The sequence below is a fragment of the Vibrio sp. 10N.261.51.A3 genome, from assembly GCF_041471965.1.
Taxonomy (GTDB): Bacteria; Pseudomonadota; Gammaproteobacteria; order Enterobacterales; family Vibrionaceae; genus Vibrio; species Vibrio crassostreae_C.
In genome coordinates this window covers 23,548-43,695 of the sequence record NZ_JBFRPK010000054.1, presented here as the reverse complement: position 1 = coordinate 43,695, position 20,148 = coordinate 23,548, and the positions used below count along the sequence as shown (strand labels likewise).

At 47.1% G+C, this 20,148-nt stretch carries 14 protein-coding genes; 3 read left to right on the top strand and 11 right to left on the bottom strand.

The features are described from left to right. Window positions 1-94: 94 nt before the first annotated feature. From acs to AB4371_RS14035, 3 genes are all read right to left on the bottom strand, one after another. Window positions 95-2,044: an acetate--CoA ligase gene (gene acs, locus AB4371_RS14045; protein ID WP_009844693.1), complete on the bottom strand. Its 1,950-nt coding sequence runs from the start codon at window positions 2,042-2,044 to the stop codon at window positions 95-97. A gap of 218 nt (window positions 2,045-2,262) precedes the next feature. Further along, window positions 2,263-2,895: a 3'-5' exonuclease gene (locus AB4371_RS14040; protein ID WP_017062708.1), complete on the bottom strand. Its 633-nt coding sequence runs from the start codon at window positions 2,893-2,895 to the stop codon at window positions 2,263-2,265. 10 nt (window positions 2,896-2,905) lie between these two features. Next, the gene (locus AB4371_RS14035) at window positions 2,906-4,738 is read right to left on the bottom strand and encodes a DUF294 nucleotidyltransferase-like domain-containing protein (protein ID WP_372150154.1); all 1,833 of its coding nucleotides are present in this window, start codon (window positions 4,736-4,738) and stop codon (window positions 2,906-2,908) included. Window positions 4,739-4,970: 232 nt separating this feature from the next. Between AB4371_RS14035 and AB4371_RS14030 the strand changes: the two genes are divergently transcribed. Together AB4371_RS14030 and AB4371_RS14025 are read left to right on the top strand one after the other, a co-directional pair. Then, window positions 4,971-6,167 (top strand): 3-phenylpropionate MFS transporter, encoded by a 1,197-nt coding sequence (locus AB4371_RS14030; protein WP_017062710.1) that lies wholly within the window; start codon window positions 4,971-4,973, stop codon window positions 6,165-6,167. A gap of 118 nt (window positions 6,168-6,285) precedes the next feature. Further along, window positions 6,286-9,717: a PAS-domain containing protein gene (locus AB4371_RS14025; RefSeq protein ID WP_372150149.1), complete on the top strand. Its 3,432-nt coding sequence runs from the start codon at window positions 6,286-6,288 to the stop codon at window positions 9,715-9,717. Window positions 9,718-9,834: 117 nt separating this feature from the next. Here AB4371_RS14025 and AB4371_RS14020 read toward each other — a convergent pair whose 3' ends face one another. From AB4371_RS14020 to AB4371_RS14005, 4 genes are all read right to left on the bottom strand, one after another. Continuing rightward, window positions 9,835-11,220: a lyase family protein gene (locus AB4371_RS14020; protein ID WP_102398375.1), complete on the bottom strand. Its 1,386-nt coding sequence runs from the start codon at window positions 11,218-11,220 to the stop codon at window positions 9,835-9,837. A gap of 12 nt (window positions 11,221-11,232) precedes the next feature. After that, window positions 11,233-11,619 (bottom strand): hypothetical protein, encoded by a 387-nt coding sequence (locus AB4371_RS14015; protein WP_017068852.1) that lies wholly within the window; start codon window positions 11,617-11,619, stop codon window positions 11,233-11,235. A gap of 200 nt (window positions 11,620-11,819) precedes the next feature. After that, window positions 11,820-13,523 (bottom strand): sodium:solute symporter family protein, encoded by a 1,704-nt coding sequence (locus AB4371_RS14010; protein ID WP_017062715.1) that lies wholly within the window; start codon window positions 13,521-13,523, stop codon window positions 11,820-11,822. Window positions 13,524-13,533: 10 nt separating this feature from the next. Beyond that, window positions 13,534-13,800: a DUF4212 domain-containing protein gene (locus AB4371_RS14005; RefSeq protein WP_010435433.1), complete on the bottom strand. Its 267-nt coding sequence runs from the start codon at window positions 13,798-13,800 to the stop codon at window positions 13,534-13,536. Window positions 13,801-14,248: 448 nt separating this feature from the next. Between AB4371_RS14005 and AB4371_RS14000 the strand changes: the two genes are divergently transcribed. Beyond that, window positions 14,249-16,000, top strand: coding sequence for a potassium/proton antiporter (locus AB4371_RS14000; RefSeq protein ID WP_017066561.1), 1,752 nt, complete (start codon window positions 14,249-14,251; stop codon window positions 15,998-16,000). Here AB4371_RS14000 and AB4371_RS13995 read toward each other — a convergent pair. From AB4371_RS13995 to pyrI, 4 genes are all read right to left on the bottom strand, one after another. Beyond that, window positions 15,997-16,626: a response regulator transcription factor gene (locus tag AB4371_RS13995; RefSeq protein ID WP_017062717.1), complete on the bottom strand. Its 630-nt coding sequence runs from the start codon at window positions 16,624-16,626 to the stop codon at window positions 15,997-15,999. The two genes, AB4371_RS14000 and AB4371_RS13995, sit on opposite strands and share 4 nt — an antisense overlap. 212 nt (window positions 16,627-16,838) lie before the next feature. Then, the gene (locus AB4371_RS13990; protein WP_102394138.1) at window positions 16,839-18,689 is read right to left on the bottom strand and encodes a protein-disulfide reductase DsbD; all 1,851 of its coding nucleotides are present in this window, start codon (window positions 18,687-18,689) and stop codon (window positions 16,839-16,841) included. 175 nt (window positions 18,690-18,864) lie between these two features. Next, complete coding sequence (locus AB4371_RS13985) at window positions 18,865-19,353, bottom strand: arginine repressor (protein WP_017063664.1); 489 nt, start codon at window positions 19,351-19,353, stop codon at window positions 18,865-18,867. 327 nt (window positions 19,354-19,680) lie between these two features. After that, a complete protein-coding gene (gene pyrI / locus AB4371_RS13980; protein ID WP_050647091.1) occupies window positions 19,681-20,145 on the bottom strand; it encodes an aspartate carbamoyltransferase regulatory subunit in 465 nt (154 codons plus the stop codon). Between the last annotated feature and the right edge of the window lie 3 nt (window positions 20,146-20,148).

Sequence of the window (20,148 nt, the reverse complement as noted above, 5' to 3'; positions counted from 1 at the left end):
TTGAGATCAAGATCAGCCATAAAAAAAACCGCCACATAGGTGACGGTTTAGAAAGTGCTGTTTTAAACAGTGATTAGCTGCTGTGACTGGTTGCTTATGCCAGTTCTGCTTTCTCGGCAATCAGCTTATCAACCACACTTGGGTCGGCCAGTGTCGAGGTATCACCTAGGTTACCTGTATCGCCAGTCGCGATTTTACGCAGGATACGACGCATGATTTTACCCGAACGAGTTTTTGGTAGAGAGTCGGTCCAGTGCAGTACATCTGGCGTTGCAATTGGGCCAATCTCTTTACGTACCCAGTCTTTTACTTCTTTATGAAGCTCTGCGGTTGGGAACTCACCATCATTCAGCGTGATGTAAGCGTAAATCGCTTGGCCTTTAATATCATGAGGGATGCCCACAATCGCGGCTTCTGCAATCTTATCGAACGCGACTAGAGCCGATTCAATCTCAGCAGTACCCATACGGTGACCTGATACGTTAAGTACATCATCGACACGCCCCGTAATCCAGTAGTAACCGTCTTCATCACGACGAGCGCCGTCACTGGTGAAGTACATGCCTTTAAAGGTCGAGAAGTAAGTCTGTTCGAAGCGGTCATGATCGCCATGAACGGTACGCATTTGGCCTGGCCAAGAGTCAAGAATCACTAGGTTGCCGTCTGTTGCACCCTCAATGATGTTACCCATGTTATCAACCAGTGCCGGTTGCACACCGAAGAATGGACGAGTTGCAGAGCCCGGTTTCAGGTCTGTTGCGCCTGGTAGCGGTGCAATCAAGATACCGCCCGTTTCTGTTTGCCACCATGTATCAACAATTGGAGATTGCTCATTACCGATTGTTTTGTAGTACCACTCCCACGCCTCTGGGTTGATAGGTTCACCCACTGAGCCCATGATTCTTAGGCTGTCACGAGAAGTACCTTCAACGGCTTCATTGCCTTTCGCCATCAATGCACGAATAGCCGTTGGCGCCGTATAAAGAATATTAACTTGGTGCTTATCGACCACTTCGCTCATGCGGCTGGTGTTCGGGTAATTTGGCACGCCTTCAAACAGAATCGTTTTTGCGCCATTAGCAAGCGGTCCGTAAACAAGATATGTGTGACCGGTAATCCAACCCACATCGGCTGTACACCAGAAAGTCTCGCCTTCTTGGTAATCGAATACGTATTTGAAGGTCATCGCAGCATAAACAAGGTAGCCACCTGTGGTGTGCATAACGCCTTTAGGTTTACCTGTTGAGCCTGACGTATAAAGGATGAATAGTGGATCTTCTGCGTTCATCTCTTCTGGTGGGCAATCTGCAGATACATTGGCAATAGCATCGTGCCACCACACATCGCGATGTTCGTGCCATGCCACATCACCGCCAGTGCGTTTGAATACAACAACCTTCTCGATGTTTTTCACTTCAGGGTTCGTCAGTGCTTCATCGACATTCTTTTTCAGTGGAACAGCACGGCCGCCACGCACGCCTTCATCGGCAGTGATAACGACTTTAGAATTTGAATCGATAATACGACCAGACAGTGCTTCTGGTGAGAAACCACCAAATACGACTGTGTGAACCGCACCGATACGGGTACACGCCAGCATGGCTACTGCCGCTTCTGGCACCATTGGCATGTATAAACAAACCACATCACCTTTGCGCACGCCTTGCTCTTTTAGAGCATTCGAAAACAGGCACACTTCTTTATGCAGTTCATTAAAAGTTAGAGTTTTATCATCTGCCGGGTCATCGCCTTCCCAGATGATAGCGACTTCATCACCGCGCTCAGCAAGGTGGCGGTCGATACAGTTAGCCGAAACGTTAAGCGTGCCATCTTCAAACCAGCGAATATCAATGTGGCCAGGGTCGAAAGAGGTGTTTTTTACTTGTGTGAAAGGTTTGATCCAATCAACGATTTTTCCGTGTTCACCCCAAAAGCCTTCAGGGTCAGAAACAGATTGCTGGTACATGGCTAGGTAAGTGTCATTATCCGCGTGTGTGGTTGATTTAATATTTTCTTTTACCGGATAAACGTGGGCTTCACTCATTGCATCTCTCCTTGTGCCTACATTCCTAATGAACTGGCAACTTCCTTTGTGTTCAGTTTCTAGGTCTATTACAGAACCGTCTTTGTGTTATCACTCTCGGCTAGGACGGCGATTTCCACAATTAGACTTTAGGATGAGACGCTGCTTTTCACTTACAAAATAGCGAGTTAAGTTCAATTTTGAGATGTTGCTCTCTATGTGAAGCGCCAGTGGTTGAATTAAGAATAAGAAGAGTTGAAACGGGGAAGATCACCATGTTTCAGGCGCACAAAGATCAGCGCAGCGGAGATAGCGTCTTGTAATGCATCATGTTTATTGACCGGGATAGGTAAATCGAGTTGGCGACAGATGGCGTCCATACTGAGATCAAAATAGGCATTGGGCAGCTGTCTTTCGAGTTTGTCTTGATAGAGTTGGCTCACTTCGACTAATCGGTTAGGCAGTGGAAATCCAAGCTGTTTTAAACAGGCGCGGTCGAGAATTTTTTTATCATAGCGGATGTGATAGCCGACTAAAGGACGATTTCCAATGAAGTTCAGTAGCTCGATTAAAGCCTGTTTTTCTTCGATGCCGTGCTTTAGATCTTGATGACGGATACGGTGGATTTTTATTGAATTGCAATCGAGCGATTGGGGGGCGCGCAACCGGACTTCAAAAGGTTGGCTGGTAATGATTCGGTTACCGATGATCTTGGTCGCGGCAATGGTAACTAATTCTGCCTGATTGGGATCTAGGCTGGTGGTTTCACAATCGAGCGATACATATTCATGATCAATAGGCGCAGTAAACAGAGGCTGATAGAGGGAGCCTTTGAGCTTGTGATGCCAGTAATAGCGAACCAACCTATTCATCGTTCAATGCCTAATCCCGTATCTGATAGTGGTAGCCGAGCCATTGCTTGAATTTCTTCACCACGTGCAGGCTATGACGAAGCAGATCCCTGTCTGCTCGTTCCATCAGTTTGACGTTAATCTTGTTGCTGCTGTGCTGCTGAGAAAGCCTTTGGGCTAAGCGCCACTTAAAGAATTGCTTGAGTGCTTCACTGAGATTATCGGCAGTACTTTGCTCTAATACTTTCTTGCTGACCAGCTGCTCAATGCGTTCGAAGGTGTTGTTGACCGTGACACCATGTTCTAGGCAAAGCGCTCTCACACCATGCACGATAGGGAAAATACCGCCTTGTTTGATATCGAGTCCGGACTTGGATTGCTTCACATTACCAAACAGGGTCAGGGGAACTGAGAAGTTCAGCGCCGGGCGGCAGAACTCCGTCAGAATCAATTCTTGTCCGAGCATTAAATCACTGAGGTGCTGCTTTACAGGTTTTAATAACTCTCTATTCCCCGCTACTGCGTGTGCATCTGCCATGATCGCGATATCCATCACGGTGTCTGGCGTGGCTTTTTTTACCCAATGGGTAAGGGTTTGTTTCCACTCTTGCTCTGAATGCACCCATTTCGGATTGTTGACCATCACGTTGCCCGGGCACAGTGGGTAACCCAATTGTTGAAGGGTATGAGTGAGGTCGTTCATGGCACTTTGGCATTGATGCCACTCCAAGCCATCTTGAATTATGAGCGCGTTGTCTTGATCGGTTTTGAGAATTTGTTCCCCACGGCCTTCGGAACCCAACACGATTAGGCAGCAATGATTATGCAGTGCAGGTGGGATCACCAACTCAAAAGCCTTCTCTATGATCTGTTCGTTGACCGCAGAAATCAGCTCCATGATAAAGCGTGTGCGAATCCCATTACTGAGCAAGCTCTCGACCAGTTGACGTTGTTTGTTGGATGCCATTGCCAATTCCTCAACGCTGGTGGCGCGCGCAATACGCAAAGTAAGAACGTGGGAGTGTGTGGAGAATGCACTGAGAATCTGTGTCATATCCACCATGCCGACCGCATTTTTACCATCACAAACCATCAACCTTTTTACTCGATTTCTGGTCATGGTAATCATGGCGTTAAATAAGAAATCGCCTTGGTTCACGTGCATCACCGGAAACGTTGCGATCTCACCGACAGGCGCATCCAGTGTGAAATTATCGAGCATCACAGCATGCAATAAATTGGTTCGAGTGACGATTCCATACGATAAGGAACATGATGATCCAAAAGCTTTTGGATCATTATGTTCCAAATGGACTAGGGCCGAGTCTAACCCTTGTTCTTTAAGGGTTTGAGTGACTTGGTTGATCGGTTGGTTTGGTTCAAGTATCAGTGGTGGGTGATAGATAGAGTCATCCACTTTGGTTAATATAAACTCGGCAAGATTCTGTTGCTGCTGGGCGGCTTCTATCAAAGCTTTTCGTGTTGATAGGTTGCTATCAAAGTAGGCAGCGAATTGGCCATTGGCGTGGTAAAGCTCAAGAAAAATATCGGTGGGCAGCAGATAACTTAATGTATCTTCGAGTGCGATATATTGGTGTTTGGTGTGGGGTTCAAACTGGCTGCGGACATCAAAAATATCGTCATTGGCATAGTGTGCGTAAATCTCACCATCACTGCTCGCGCGCTCTTCAACAGCTCCTTTGATCAAAATATTCAGGTGTCGGCTCGGCCTTTCAGCTTCCAGTATCACTTCTTGAGAGCGGTAATACACCACGTCTAATGAAGAGCGAAGCTTCAACTGTTCGGCGTCGGACAGGCTATCGAAGGGCGGGTGCTGCATATTAAATTTGTCAGGCATAAGCATCACAAGAAGAAATGGGAGTCTTTAATCAGTCTGACAAAATACCAGCGAAGCTCCAGACGACTTTAGTCTAAATGCGAGTATGAGTATTGATGAGCGTGAAATCTCTTGTTGAAATGCGATATCCAGACCCATTGAATATGGGAATACTATCCCAGTAATAATTCCCTTTTTCATCGTATGCGAGATAGGCATAATTGGTGCTGCCTTTTTCCGCACACTTTATAGGTCATTTATGTTTAGCCCTTCACCCTATGGCTGGATCTCTCAGTATTTTCTTGGTTTCTTTTTTGCGTATGGCGTGTATTTGCCATTTTGGGCGTTGTGGTTTGAAGACCAAGGCGTGTCTGCTGGTGATATTGGCGTATTGATTGGTATCGGCTTTGCGACTCGTTGTGTGGCCAACTTAGTGATTACGCCGCGTATCCATAAAGTGGAACACTTGATGCCAGCGCTACGCTGTTTGAGTTTCGCTGCGCTGCTGTTTGTCGGTTTCCACTTCTTCACCGGTGGCAGCTTTATACTGATGTTGTTGGCAACGGTACTGTTTAACCTCTGTTGTGGGCCGATCATTCCTCTTTCTGATGCGATGGCTAACCATTACAGTCGTTTGAAAATGCTCGACTACGGCCGAACTCGTCTTTGGGGATCAATTGCCTTTATCGCAGGTTCAACGGTTGTTGGCTATTTGGTGGCACAATTCGGCACCGACATGATTTTGTATACTGCGCTTGCCGGTGTGTTGCTGTCATTGATTCTTGCGATGAGAAACCCCAATGTGATGCCAGTAACACAATCTGAGCAACAAGCGGCGCGACCAAAACTAGGTGAACTGCTGCGTGAGTCGTCAGTGGTAAAGTTTTTAGCCTTGATGGCGCTGCTGCAAGGTAGTCATGCGGCTTACTACAGTTTTAGTGCGATTTATTGGAAAGAAGCGGGTCACTCAGAAGCTATCATCGGTTATTTGTGGAGTTTAGGTGTTGTTGCTGAAGTGGCCGTATTTGCTCTGAGTAAGCGATTATTCTCAGGCTGGTCACTGCGTACTTTGTTTGTCGTCGCGGCTATTGGGGTGATGGCGCGTTGGGGTATTACCGCATCAACCACGGCGATTTTTGCACTGGTGATGGTGCAGTTGCTGCACGGTGTGACATTTGCCATGGCACACATCGCCGCGATTCAATACATCCAATCTGAAGAACAAAACAAGATGGTTGCGCTACAAGCCCTGTATAACGCGATTCCATTAGGTGCCTTTATTGCACTGATGACCACCTTAAGTGGTTGGGGTTATGAGCTTTGGGGCGCAAATATCTTCTGGGGCATGGCTGCAATGGGTGCACTTGCTCTGTTCATTAAGTTGGATGAAAGAAGTTCAGTGGTTGAGATTAATCAATCAGATTCGGAACAGTCAGAATCTCACAGCAAATGCTGATAATTAGAGTCTAAAGCACAGAATTTAAGCGATGCGATTGAGTTAATCACCCATCCTTAGTTAAATGAAACCTCTCCCTTATGGAGAGGTTTTTTTATGGATGAAAAAAGGGTTTTCAATGCAAGGATGGATAGTAATTCCAGTCTCTTTAGCCTACTTGGGCGTGTTATTTCTGATCGCTTGGTATGGAGACAGGCAGGTTCGTTGGCTATCGCGTTGGCGCCCGTGGATCTATAGCCTTTCGATTGCCGTGTATTGTACCTCTTGGACCTTCTATGGAACGGTCGGGCAGGCGAGTAACAACCCTTGGTCTTTTTTACCCATTTACCTCGCCCCGATTCTAGTCTTTACACTAGGCTGGCGGATCTTGGCGCGGCTGATCCTGATTGCGAAGCGGGAACATATCACCTCCATTGCCGACTTTATCGCGGCTCGTTATGGAAAATCTCAGGGCTTAGCGGTGGCGGTGACGGTTATCGCCGTGGTTGGTATCCTTCCTTATATTGCTCTGCAACTGCGTGGTATTACCATGGGGTTGGATATTGTTGCACCCAACCTAGCGGCTGACTTCGGTTATCAGGACTATCATGTGTCTTGGTTTGTGGTCGGTGCTTTGGCTATTTTCACCATGCTGTTTGGTACAAGACACATTGATAACACAGAGCATCACCGTGGCATGATGATGGCGGTGGCGTTTGAATCCATCGTTAAGCTCGCGGCATTCCTGATCGTTGGCCTATTCATCATGTATCTGGCGATGAGCAGCGACAAGATCGACTTGCTTGATGTGGCGGCTTCCACCTACGAATCACCCAATATTCCGACCTTAATTATTCATACCGTTTTGACCATGTTGGCGATTGTCTGTCTGCCACGCCAGTTCCATACCATGGTGGTAGAGAACGAACGTCCTCAAGACCTGCATACCGCTCGTTGGTTGTTTCCGCTTTACCTGATTTTGATGGGACTGTTCGTGCTGCCAATTGCTTGGGCAGGACAAGGACTACTTACTGGTATGCCAGCGGATACCTATGTGATCAGTGTGCCAATGTCAGAAGGCGCTAATCACATTGCCTTGCTGGCTTTCCTTGGTGGTACGTCTGCGGCAAGTGGCATGGTGATAGTGTCGACCATCGCCTTGGCGATCATGGTGTCGAATGATTTAGTGATGCCATTGTTACTGCGCCGTATGCGCCTAACTCAAAGAACCCATCGACACTTTTCTGGCCTGCTATTGGTGATTCGCCGCGGGCTAATTTTACTGCTGTTACTGGGTGCTTGGCTGTTTTATCAGGCGCTCGATACCATCCATTCACTGTCAGCGATTGGCTTTCTTTCCTTTGCTGCGATTGCTCAATTCGCGCCAGCACTTATTGGTGGTTTGTACTGGCGCCCGGGTAACCGCAAGGGCGTGTATGTCGGCTTAATGGTGGGCTCGTTGATTTGGCTGATTACCTTGATGAGCCAAACCAGCATGTTGGCTGGCGACAGTGACAGTAACCTTTTACTGTGGATTATCACGCCGCCAGAACTGCTCAGTAGCTGGAATATCAGCAGTTCAAACTGGGGCATTGTGCTGAGTATTGTACTTAATACCTTGTGCTATGCCGTGGTTTCGATGACGACTCGCCCAAGCCTAAGTGAGCGCTTACAATCAGCAGCATTTGTTGGCACGCCGCTGCCTGAAAACGAGAATATCAGCCTTTACCAGAACCGAGTGACGGTCGCTGAATTAGAGATGCTGGCGTCGCGTTTTGTAGGCCGTAAGCGTGCCAAAAGTGCCTTACACAGCTATTGGCAACAACACGGTCAGCCGCTGCTTCCTAATCAACAAGCGCCTGCAAGTCTGATTCGACACGCAGAGCGCGTGCTCGCCGGAGTATTCGGTGCTTCGTCTGCTAAGTTAGTACTTACTTCCGCTTTACAGGGAAGAAACATGCAGCTTGAAGAAGTCGCGACCATCGTGGATGAAGCTTCGGAACTGTACGACTTCAGCCGTGGTTTACTGCAAGGCGCGATTGAACATATTGGCCAAGGCATCGCAGTAATCGACAAACAAATGAGGCTGGTGGCGTGGAATCAGCGCTATCTAGAATTGTTTGAGTTCCCTGCTGGTTTGATACAAGTGGGCAGGCCGATCTCCGATGTGATTCGCCATAATGCTCAGCAAGGTTTGTGTGGTCCGGGTGACCCTGAAGATCATGTGCGTCGCCGTGTTTATCATTTGGAGCAAGGCACTCGACATACCTCTTCTCGCATTCGTCCTGATGGTCGAGTGATTGAAGTGCAAGGTAACCCGATGCCAAGTGGTGGCTTTGTGATGAGCTTTACCGACATCACGGTATTCCGACAAGCAGAGCAAGCGCTAAAAGATGCCAACGAAAGTTTGGAATCGAGAGTGCATGAGCGAACTCAAGAACTCGAAAAACTGAACCATCGCTTGGTAAAAGCCACGCAGATTTCGGATCAAGAATCACAATCTAAGAGTCGTTTTCTAGCCGCGGTAAGCCACGATTTGATGCAGCCGCTCAATGCCGCACGTCTATTTGCTTCGTCACTGTCTGAGGTGGCAAAAGAGCAAGAGGTGAAGCAATTGTCATCTCACATCGAGAGTGCACTTGGCGCCGCAGAAGATTTGATTGGTGACTTGCTGGATATCTCTCGATTGGAGTCCGGAAAGTTAGAAACCAACATTCACGCGATTGCCGTGCATGACGTATTAACCAATTTGAACGCGGAATTTAGCGCTCTAGCGAGACAACAGAAAATTGAGTTTAAGATGATTCCGTCGTCATTGTTCATTCATTCAGACCCTAAGCTGTTGAGGCGTGTGATTCAGAACTTTTTGACCAATGCGTTCCGCTATAACCCGGAAGGGAAAGTGGTACTGGGTGCGAGAAGAGTGAATGGACAGGTTCGAATTGATGTGTGGGATAATGGAACCGGTATCGATGAAGACAAGCAACAAGAAATCTTTGAAGAGTTTACTCGTGGCAGCCAAGTACGAGCCGATCAAGGATTGGGGTTAGGGCTGGCTATCTCGAAAGGTATTGCTCATGTGCTTGGCCATCAAATTTCGATGCGCTCATGGCCGGGGCAAGGCAGTGTCTTTTCCATCACCTTAGCTAGAGCGGAAAAAGTGGTTCCAGTTGTGCAAGCTTCGACGCCAATGGCGACCAGCGACATCGAACATCTCAAGATATTGTGTGTCGATAATGAACGAGAAATCTTAGTCGGTATGGAAAACCTGATCGGACGTTGGGGCTGTGAGGTTAAGACGGCGGTTGATTTGGTCGAAAGCTTGCAGTGCCTAGATGAGGGTTGGCTACCTGATGTGATTTTCTCTGATTACCGTTTAGATAATGGCAGAACGGGTCTCGAAGTCCTGCAGCAGTGTCGCTTGCGCCTTGGAGATTCTTTTGAAGGTGTCATCATCAGTGCCGATAGAACCGATGACATGTTGGCAGCGATAAAGGCCAACAGCTTTAGCTTTATTGCCAAGCCAGTGAAACCACTTAAGTTAAGAGCGGTCTTGAATCGAGTGAGCTAGTTTGGGTTAACAGGCTCGGATTAGTACGTTCGTGAGCGGATAGTGAAAAGGCCTCAGATGAGGCCTTTTTTGTCTCTGTTTTTTTTGCGAACGCCGATTCGCTTGTTAATTCAATAACTAACCAGCAATGCCACCTTGTGTCAGTGTGGTTGGATCAAGCAGTTTACTGAGCTCTTCTCGGCTAAGATCGGTTTCTCTTTCTGCGACATCCAGAATTGGTAAGCCTTCTTTGTAAGCTTTCTTGGCAATATCAGCCGCCTTCAAGTAGCCAATCACAGGGTTAAGTGCGGTCACTAGGATTGGGTTCTTTGACAGTGCCAAATCGAGATTGTCTTGGCGTACCGTGAAGGTCGCGATGGCTTTGTCCGCTAAAGCGACTGAGCTGTTTGCCAATAACTCAATACTTTCCAACACGTTATGAGCAATCACTGGCAGCATCACATTAAGTTGGAAGTTACCTGATTGTCCGGCTACGGTAATGGTGGTGTCGTTGCCAATGACTTGCGCCGCCGCCATAGCTGCAGCTTCTGGAATCACAGGATTTACCTTGCCAGGCATGATCGATGAGCCTGGTTGTAGAGCCTGTAATTCAATTTCCCCTAAGCCAGCCAACGGCCCAGAGTTCATCCAGCGAAGATCGTTTGAGATCTTCATGATCGCAACTGCTGCCGTTTTGAGCTGACCTGACAGCGCAACGATCGCGTCTTGACTGCTGAGGCTAAAAAAGAAGTTTTCACTCGAGCTAAAACTGATCTTTGTCGATTGAGACAGGTTACTCGCAAACTTATCGGCAAAGCGTGGGTCAGCATTGATCCCTGTTCCAACCGCAGTACCACCTTGTGCTAAAGCCTTGATAGCGGGCAGGGTGTTCTCTATTGCTTGCTTAGCGTGTTCTATCTGAAATTTCCAACCACCTAGCTCTTGAGCAAAGGTCATTGGCATCGCATCCATTAGATGAGTGCGGCCGGTCTTCACGACCTCTGCAAGTTCCTGTTGCTTGATAGTGAGTGCTTCCGCAAGGTGAGTTAATGCAGGTAATAGCTTATTTTCAGCCATCAAAGCAACGCTCACTTGAATTGCGGTTGGCACCACATCGTTACTGCTTTGGCCCATGTTGACGTGATCATTGGGGTTCACGTCGCCTTGCAAGCTTCTTGAGGCAAGCGTAGCAATCACTTCATTGGCATTCATGTTGGAACTGGTACCTGAACCGGTTTGGTAGACATCGATAGGGAATTGATCGAGGTGTTTGCCCTCAATGATCTCTTGGCTGGCTTCGGCTATCGCGTTGGCAATATCACCTTCCAGTAGACCTAACTGAGCATTGGTATCTGCCGCTGCCTGTTTAATTAACGCCAGTGCTTGAATAAAACTGGTCGGCATCTTGTGAGAGCTAAACGCGAAGTTATCCGCTGCACGCTGAGTTTGTGCTTGGTATAGCGCATCGGCAGGGACTTTCACTTCGCCCATGCTGTCTTTTTCAATCCGAAATTGTAGGGTCATGTTCTATCCTTGTTAGCCAAGTGGGGCTTGGACTTGTTTTAGTGTTTGGCTGAGATTCAAAAAACGCGCTTGGCCTTGAGGTTGCTGGCAGTAGTGGCGCTTCAAATAAAATAGTGGTGAGTGAATAGAGTCTAGGCAGATATGACGAAAGGCGAAACTGCGCTGAGGAGACTCAATCGCTTCAATCAAATGAAAGAAAACTTGGCGTAGATACAGCTCGCACAACAAGATGTTTTCTTGAGCGGCATGCTTTTCATAGTAAGCCGAAAGCGTCAGTGCACACTCGATATACTCTCGAATTACAAACGGCTCATGGCCTTGAACTTGTTCTAATGAAGCAAAGCGATCCTGTGCTTTGTAAAATCTCGAATAGAGAACCTGCTGCTCTTTCATCATCATCTGCATCTCTTTATTGGATGTTAATGATAATTATTATCAAATAAAATTTTAAAAACAACCCTTTGTTTATCTTTTTATAAAGTGAGCAGAAAAAGAAAAAGCCGATACACGAAGTATCGGCTTTCTGGAGTCAGTACCTAATCCCTACAATGTAAGTACTGATTCATTTTTTGCTAAACATCTTTGTTTAATGGTCGTGCTTAGTGGTCGTGAGCTTCACCTGCACCTTTCGGGTAACGGATGTTCTCAACCATATCTTGTACATCTTGTGGTACTTCAGCAGTTACTTTGTTTACAGCAATCGATACTACGAAGTTTAGACACATACCTAGCGTACCGATGCCTTCTGGGCTGATACCAAACCACCAGTTTTCAGGTGTGCTTGCTGCTGGGTTAATGAACTTGAAGTAGATGATGTAGCTTGCTGTGAAGGCAATACCTGACAACATACCTGCAATTGCGCCTTCCTTGTTCATCTTCTTGTAGAAGATACCTAGGATAATCGCTGGGAAGAAGGATGCTGCGGCTAAGCCGAAGGCAAACGCTACTACCTGTGCTACAAAGCCTGGTGGGTTAATACCTAAGTAACCGGCACCGACAATCGCGACCATGGCTGCCAGACGAGCGGCTAACAGCTCCTGCTTGTCGGTCATGTTTGGTCTGAAGCCTTTCTTCAACAAGTCATGTGAAATCGACGTTGAGATGACCAATAGTAGACCCGCGGCTGTTGATAGTGCGGCTGCTAGGCCACCGGCTGCAAGCAGTGCTACAACCCAGTTTGGTAGTTTCGCTAGCTCTGGAGAAGCCAGTACGATGATGTCACGGTTAATCTTCATCTCGTTGCGCTCATCGCCCGAGTAGAACATTTTGCCATCGCCGTTCTTATCTTCCCAACCTACTAGGCCAGTGCTTTCCCAGTTTTTGTACCAGCTTGGTGCGTCCGCTGCAGCGACACCTTGCATGTCAGGGCCGTTGATTGTTTCGATCATGTTTACACGAGCGAATGCTGCAACGCCTGGTGCTGTTGTGTATAGCAACGAGATGAACAGTAGTGCCCAACCCGCTGAGATACGAGCATCACGTACTTTTGGTACCGTGAAGAAACGAATGATTACGTGTGGAAGACCCGCAGTACCGACCATTAGAGCCGCACAGATGAAGAATACATCTACCATGCTCTTGTTACCTTCGGTATAGGCGGTAAATCCGAGTTCTTCGGTCAGTCCATCCAGTTTATCAAGAAGGTAAACATCTGTGCCTGATAGCGTAGAGCCCATACCAACTTGTGGAAGTGGGTTACCTGTCATCATGATTGAGGTAAAGATTGCTGGAACAAGGAAGGCGAAAATGAGGACACAGAATTGAGCTACCTGCGTATAAGTGATGCCTTTCATGCCACCTAGTACTGCGTAGAAGAACACAATACCCATACCAATGATGATGCCTAGGTTAATATCAACTTCTAGGAAACGAGAGAATACAACGCCCACACCACGCATCTGGCCTGCAACGTACGTAAACGATACGAAGATTGCACAGAATACCGCTACCATACGTGCCGTTTTCGAGTAGTAACGCTCACCGATGAAATCAGGAACCGTAAACTGACCGAACTTACGTAGGTAAGGTGCTAAACATAGCGCAAGTAGTACATAACCACCTGTCCAACCCATTAGGTAAACCGCACCGTCGTAACCAACGAATGAGATGATACCTGCCATTGAGATGAATGATGCTGCCGACATCCAGTCAGCGGCGGTCGCCATGCCGTTTGCTACTGGGTGTACACCACCGCCAGCAACGTAGAACTCACTAGTAGACCCTGCACGAGCCCAGATTGCGATGCCGATATATACCGCGAAAGTAATACCGACGAGAATAAACGTCCAAGTTTGAATATCCATGTTCTAGCCTCTAGTCTTCCTGTACGTTGTATTTTTTGTCGAGCGCATTCATGCGGACAACGTAAATAAATATCAGCGCCACGAAGGTGTATATCGAACCTTGCTGAGCGAACCAAAATCCTAGCTTGAACCCGCCAAACTGAACGGTATTGAGGGCATCCACAAATAAGATGCCAGCGCCGTAAGACACCGCAAACCAGACCGCAAGCAGTGTTCCCATAATTCCCAAGTTTTCCTTCCAGTAGGCTTGAGCATGTTCCGTAGATTCGAACGCCATTGCCTTCTCCTTTATTCCGTTTTCGTAGAAACTGTTTTTGTGAAACCGTTTTGTAAAATAGCGTGTTAACGTAATGTTACGATTTAGAATGTAGCAAGGATAAGTCAAGGGATCTGTGCAACTTTAGTCGGGATGGTATTAGCGCTAATGTACTGAAATATGGGAGCTAGGAGACATAACCATAGAAAAATGTGATGTTACAATGTTGTTAAATTAGCCAAAGGTCTAACAAAAAGGGATGAATTAGACTGCGAGTCATAAAATTTAACAACTAAATGACCGAGAAACGGTATTTAGCCCTGCTTATGACACGAAGCGAAACATAAGTTTGTTATAGTAACAACGGCACTTTCACCGACCGTGCCTTGCTAAACGGCAGAAGATCAACAAGCTAGTGGCAAAAGATCAACAGGCTTAAAGCTCGGATTTTATTCTTTGGGGGAACGAATTGGACGCAATAACCATTAACCACTTATTCTTGACTGGTGCCGTACTCATCGCCATCAGCGTGCTTTTCTCACAAGTGTCCTCTCGATTGGGCGTTCCTATTCTTTTGATCTTTTTGTTCGTTGGTATGTTAGCGGGTGAAGATGGACCCGGTAATATTCATTTCGATGATTACTCACTGACCTACTTGGTGAGTAACCTTGCGCTTGCCGTGATTCTGTTGGATGGCGGTATGCGAACCAAGGTGGCGAGCTTCAAGGTCGCTTTCTGGCCTTCGCTCTCGCTGGCGACGATAGGTGTCGCATGTACAGCAACCTTAACCGGATTAATGGCGGCTTGGCTGTTTGACTTGTCATTAATGCAGGGCATCTTGGTCGGGGCGATTGTTGGTTCAACCGATGCGGCAGCGGTATTCTCTTTGCTGAAAGGACAGAGTCTCAATGAGCGTGTTGGCTCAACCCTAGAGATCGAATCGGGCACTAACGACCCAATGGCGGTCTTCCTGACGGTGACCTTAATTGCGCTGTTAGGTAACCCTGACGCTGAGATGGGAATGAACTTCCTACTGCAAAGTTTTGCGATGCAGTTTGGTATCGGTACTCTTGTTGGTATTGGCGGCGGCTGGGTTCTATGGAGCTTAATCAATCGAGTACAATTGGCTGATGGCCTTTATTCCATTCTGGTACTCAGTGGGGGCGTGGCTCTGTTTGCGTTCTCTAACATGCTTGGCGGCAGCGGCATCTTATCGATTTACCTAGTGGGCTTGTTCATTGGTAATCGTCCGACGCGCTCGCGACACTCGATTCTTAATGTTCTTGATGGCATGACGTGGCTAAGCCAGATCGTGATGTTCTTGGTATTGGGTTTATTGGTGACGCCATCAACGTTGATGGACATTGCTCTGCCTGCGCTGGCACTGGCCTTCGGTATGATTTTGTTTGCTCGTCCGCTGTCGGTTTGGTTGGGTTTGCTGCCGTTCAGAAGCTTTACCACCAAGGAACGTTGGTTTGTTTCTTGGGTAGGTTTGCGTGGTGCAGTACCAATCATCTTAGCGGTATTCCCGATGATGGCAGGCCTGCCCAATGCTCAGCTGTATTTCAATATCGCCTTCTTCGTGGTTATGGTGTCGCTGATTGTTCAAGGCGGCAGCTTGATGAAAGTCGCGAGATTGGCTCAAGTGACGCTACCGCCAACGCCGACACCGATTTCTCGTACTGGCATTGAAATTTACCCTGCTAGTGAGTGGGAGATGTTTGTCTACAAGCTGAAAGAAGAGAAGTGGTGTGTGGGCGAACCACTAAAGCGTTTGTCTATGCCGGAAGGAACGCGAATTACTGCACTGTTTAGAAAGGATGCCTTGCTTCACCCATCAGGCAGCACCGTGTTAGAGGCGAACGATATCTTATGTGTGCTTGGTCAAGACAAAGATTTGGACAGCTTAAGTTCGTTGTTCAGTGAGGCGCCTCTAGCAGAAGAGGCGGCACGATTCTTTGGTGACTTCTTCTTGGATGTTGAGCTATCAGTTGCGGCAGTGAGTGATTGTTATGGTATTGAACTTGGCTCGGAAGAAGAGCGAGAAATGACGCTAAAACAATTGGTTGCTCAAGAGCTTGGCGCACACTCTGTATTGGGTGATAGCTTTGAGTGGCATGACATCACTTGGGTGGTTGCAGAGATAGATGATCATAAAGTCGTCAGGTTGGGTTTATGTTTACCTAAGACGACTTTAGAAGAGGATATCAGTGAAGCTTAATTGTGGACTTCTTGTAGCAAGATAACCGCTTGAGTACGATTTTTCACATCCAGTTTACGGAAGATGGCCGTCATATGTGCTTTGATGGTCGCTTCCGAAACATTCAATTCATACGCGATTTGCTTGTTAAGCAAGCCGTCAGAAAGCATCCCTAATACCTTGTATTGCTGAGGCGTCAGTGTGGAAATCTTTTCTGCAAGGTCGCTACACGCTGCATTATTGGTGATAAGCCCTTCAGGGAAGAACGGGTCGCCATTCAGCACTTGATTCAGTGCACTCACCAACTCACGCATATCACTCGACTTAGGAATAAAGCCAAACGCACCGTGGCTCTTCACCTGAGTGACCACGCTGGCATCTTCACTGGCAGAAACCACCACAATCGGTAGATCTGGGTATTCAGCGCGCAGTTGAATTAAGCCTGACATGCCATTGGCGCCCGGCATTTTCAGATCGAGCAGTAATAGATCCGGCTCGCCTTCTTTCTTTAGCAGAGTCAGTAAGGCATCGAGAGAATCGGCCTCAAGCAGGTTCGCACCACTGATCGCCATATGAACTGACTGAAACAGGGCGTTGCGAAAGAGAGGGTGGTCATCAGCAATGATGATGGTATAGGTCGAGTCCATGACGTTCATACTTTTAACAATTTAGTTAATATTTATTATCATCCTGATTGAGTATGTGGACAATATCTATGCATTAAAAGTCTGAACCATATCGACTTTTATCCCCGGAATAAGAAAGCGTTACTCTGAATAGCAAAAAAGCCGCACTGCCATCTCGTTACGGAGGGGCGGTGCGGCTTTCGATTCGGCTTATATTTTAGTGAATATTGCCGTTATAGCTGGTGGTTTTGCATGTGTTTTAAGAATACATCAGCAGGCATAAAACCGGTTACACGAGCATTTGGAACATGGTTACCCTCGCCATCCCAGAACTCAATCGTCGGTAAGCCAAGTACCTGTAATTGTTTAAGCAGTTCAATGTCTTGAGGCATGTTTCTCGTTACATCGGCTTGTAGCAGTACAAAGTCAGAAAGCTTGTTTTCCACATCAGCTTGATGGAAGGTGTACTTCTCGAACTCTTTACACGCCACACACCAATCGGCGTAGAAGTCGAGCATCACAGGCTTACCGAGTTTCTTCGCTTCGATGAGCTGGATTTCTAGCTCTTCAACCGTGTTGATGCGTGCAAATTGGATGTGCTGTTGTTCTACCGTCACGCTCTTTTCTGCAAACCAGTAATTGAGCGCAGGTTGAGCTGATGCGAACAGGCCAAGCATCGCAATGATGCCCACAGCGCTTTGCTTCCAGCCACCAAATGGCAGTGCATTCTTACTGTGGTAAAGCCAACCAAAGGCGATGAAGCCAAGGCCAGACCAAAGCACGGTTGCCCACAATTCAGGAATGATGCGCTCTAGCAGGAAGATAGGCGCGGCAAGCAAGATAAAGCCGAATACGATCTTCACCTTGTTCATCCAGCTGCCCGCTTTAGGCAATAGCTTATTACCAAACACTGCCACTAAAATCAGTGGGATACCCATACCCATAGCCAACGCGTACAGAGCAATTGCACCGGTAAATAGGTCACCACTCTGAGCCACATACAGCAGTGCGCCTGACAATGGCGCCGTGGTACAAGGTGAACACACCAAGCCAGAGATAGCGCCCATTGCGAATACGCCCAAGGTATTGCCACCTTGCTGCTTGTTGCTTTGGTTGTTGAGCCAAGTTTGGATGCTGCTTGGCAGTTGCAGGTTATAAACGCCAAACATCGACATTGCTAACGCCACGAACAGAACACTCAGCGCGATCAGCACGTAAGGGTGCTGCATAGCGGCTTGGAATTGCATGCCTGCTGAAGCAACCACTAAACCTAATAAGGTGTAGGTTAACGCCATGCCTTGCACGTAAATAAAGGACAGCATCAGCGCGCGACCTTGGCTGAGTTTGCCACCACCTAAAACGATACCCGTTAGAATCGGATACATAGGCAGCACACACGGCGTAAAGGCTAAACCAACACCGAGTGCTAAGAATAATAGAGGGGTCCACCAACTGTCACCGAGCTTATCGGCTAAGCCTGCTTCTTTTGAAACAGGGGTATTTGGCTGTTGAGTCGTGTTACTTACAACGTCTGCTTTCGGAGATGTTGGTTGTATAGAAACATCGGTTTCGTTGCCAGCAGAAGATGAAGCTTGTGAGTCACTACCTTGCGAATTAGCAGAACCTGTTGCTGTGAAAGGTTCAATGTCGATGATACGAGTCTCTGGTGGGTAGCAGAACCCTGCGTCCGCACAGCCTTGATACTTAACGATCAGCTGTGAGCCATCTTGGTAACTCTGCAGAGGAACTTGCACGAATAACGGCTGAGTATAAATGCTCACCTCACCGAAGAATTCATCTTGGTGCGGCTTACCATCTTCTAATTCAACATTACCGATAGCGAGATTTTGCCCGGTGAACGAGAGGCTATGTTGATAGAGGTAGTAGTCCTCTTTTACTTGCCAGTCGAGAAGGACTTTGTCGTCTTGCTGGTAGTAATTGAAAGGGAAAGCTTGGTCTACAGGGACAAAACCATTGTTATTGCCTCCGAAGCTTGGCTCGGCGTTGTCGTTCCCAAATAGCGCCCACGCAGGCTGGGTGAATAGGGAAACACAAACAAAAAGTAATGTGGCAAGTCGTCGCATACTATTTAGTCATCAAAATGGAGTTGAAGGTATCTTAACTCAATCAGACCGTAATAGTTTGCTATTAGTTTCATCGGCAAACAAATATCCCCTAAGGCGGGATAGCGATTTTATTGGGTAATCGAGTGGGGAGCTGCAATTCAACTTGAGTGACTTGCCTTTGTAAAAGAGACATTTAAGCTACACCCAAGCGTGCTTTTACTACTTGTTCGCAAGCATCAATATTCATCGTATCTTTTGGAATAATAAGCACGGTATCATTACCGCCAACGGTGCCGATAATCTCAGTATGTGGGTCGATATCGACTAATCTTGCGACTAATTGAGCACAACCTGGATGAGTTTTTACGATGACCATCGCTTGGTTATGAGTGATGAATTCGATTTGCGATGAGATGGATGCATCGACACGAACCGGTGCACTTTCAACCGTGATGCAGTAAACCTTTTTACCGCAAGCATTCTGAATTTTGACAACACCAAGCTGTGACAAAATACGAGATACGGTCGATTGGCTGATACCGGTATAGCCAATATCGACGAGTTTCTCTCGCAGTTGATTTTGGGTCGAGAAGCTTTGTTGTTGTAGTAAGCGTTTGCACGCTGCAGTCAGTGTTTTATCTTCAGCTGAATACAAGCAACCGTGCTCAGTGATTGGGTTCATGAACAACTCCTTAAGGTCAACATGTGGTTATCGCTTGTCCATAGCGCCGAGCGTGCTCCCAAAGCCGTAGAGTACGATTGTTAAATAGGGCTTACCGATGAATCCCGAAATAAAGAGGGAAGGTATGCGTGATGTATGATCGTCTACCCATTGAGTCTACCACTAAAGGATAGTTATCTTTTTGAAGGGGATCACCAAATAAAATTCTAGTTAATTGCTTTTATTTTGGAGTTTTATTCTTTTGTTAAATGGATATTTATTCCAAGTTTGGCATAAATATCCATCGGTATTAGGGTGCTTTGGAGACCGTGATAATGGCGCTAAGGGTTAGCGAATTTCACTCATGATCTCGCGAGAGAATACTTTTTCACAGTAGTGACATTTTAGCTGCACGTTTTCCTGTTTTAGCTGCACTTTAAAGCTGCTTTCGACTGGCTCACCGTGCGAAATACAGTTGCTATTCGGGCAAGAGTAGACACTGTTGATTTGCTCTGGCAGCACTAATGTTAGCTTGTTAACCACCTTGTACTCTTCAATCTGATTGACCGTCGCTTGCGGGGCGTACAGAGCCAATTGGTTGGCTTGTTCCTTGGTCAGAAAGATGTTCTCAATCTTGATTAGATCTTTATGGCCAAGTGCCGATGATGGCAGGTTTAAGCCCATAGTGATGCGCTGTTCTGTCTTGTGTAGCTTAAACAGTTTAAGGATTTTGATACCAAGGTGAGCAGGGATGTGGTCAATCACGCTGCCGTTACGGATCGCTTCTACTTGTAGCTGAGTTTGTTTAACCATGAC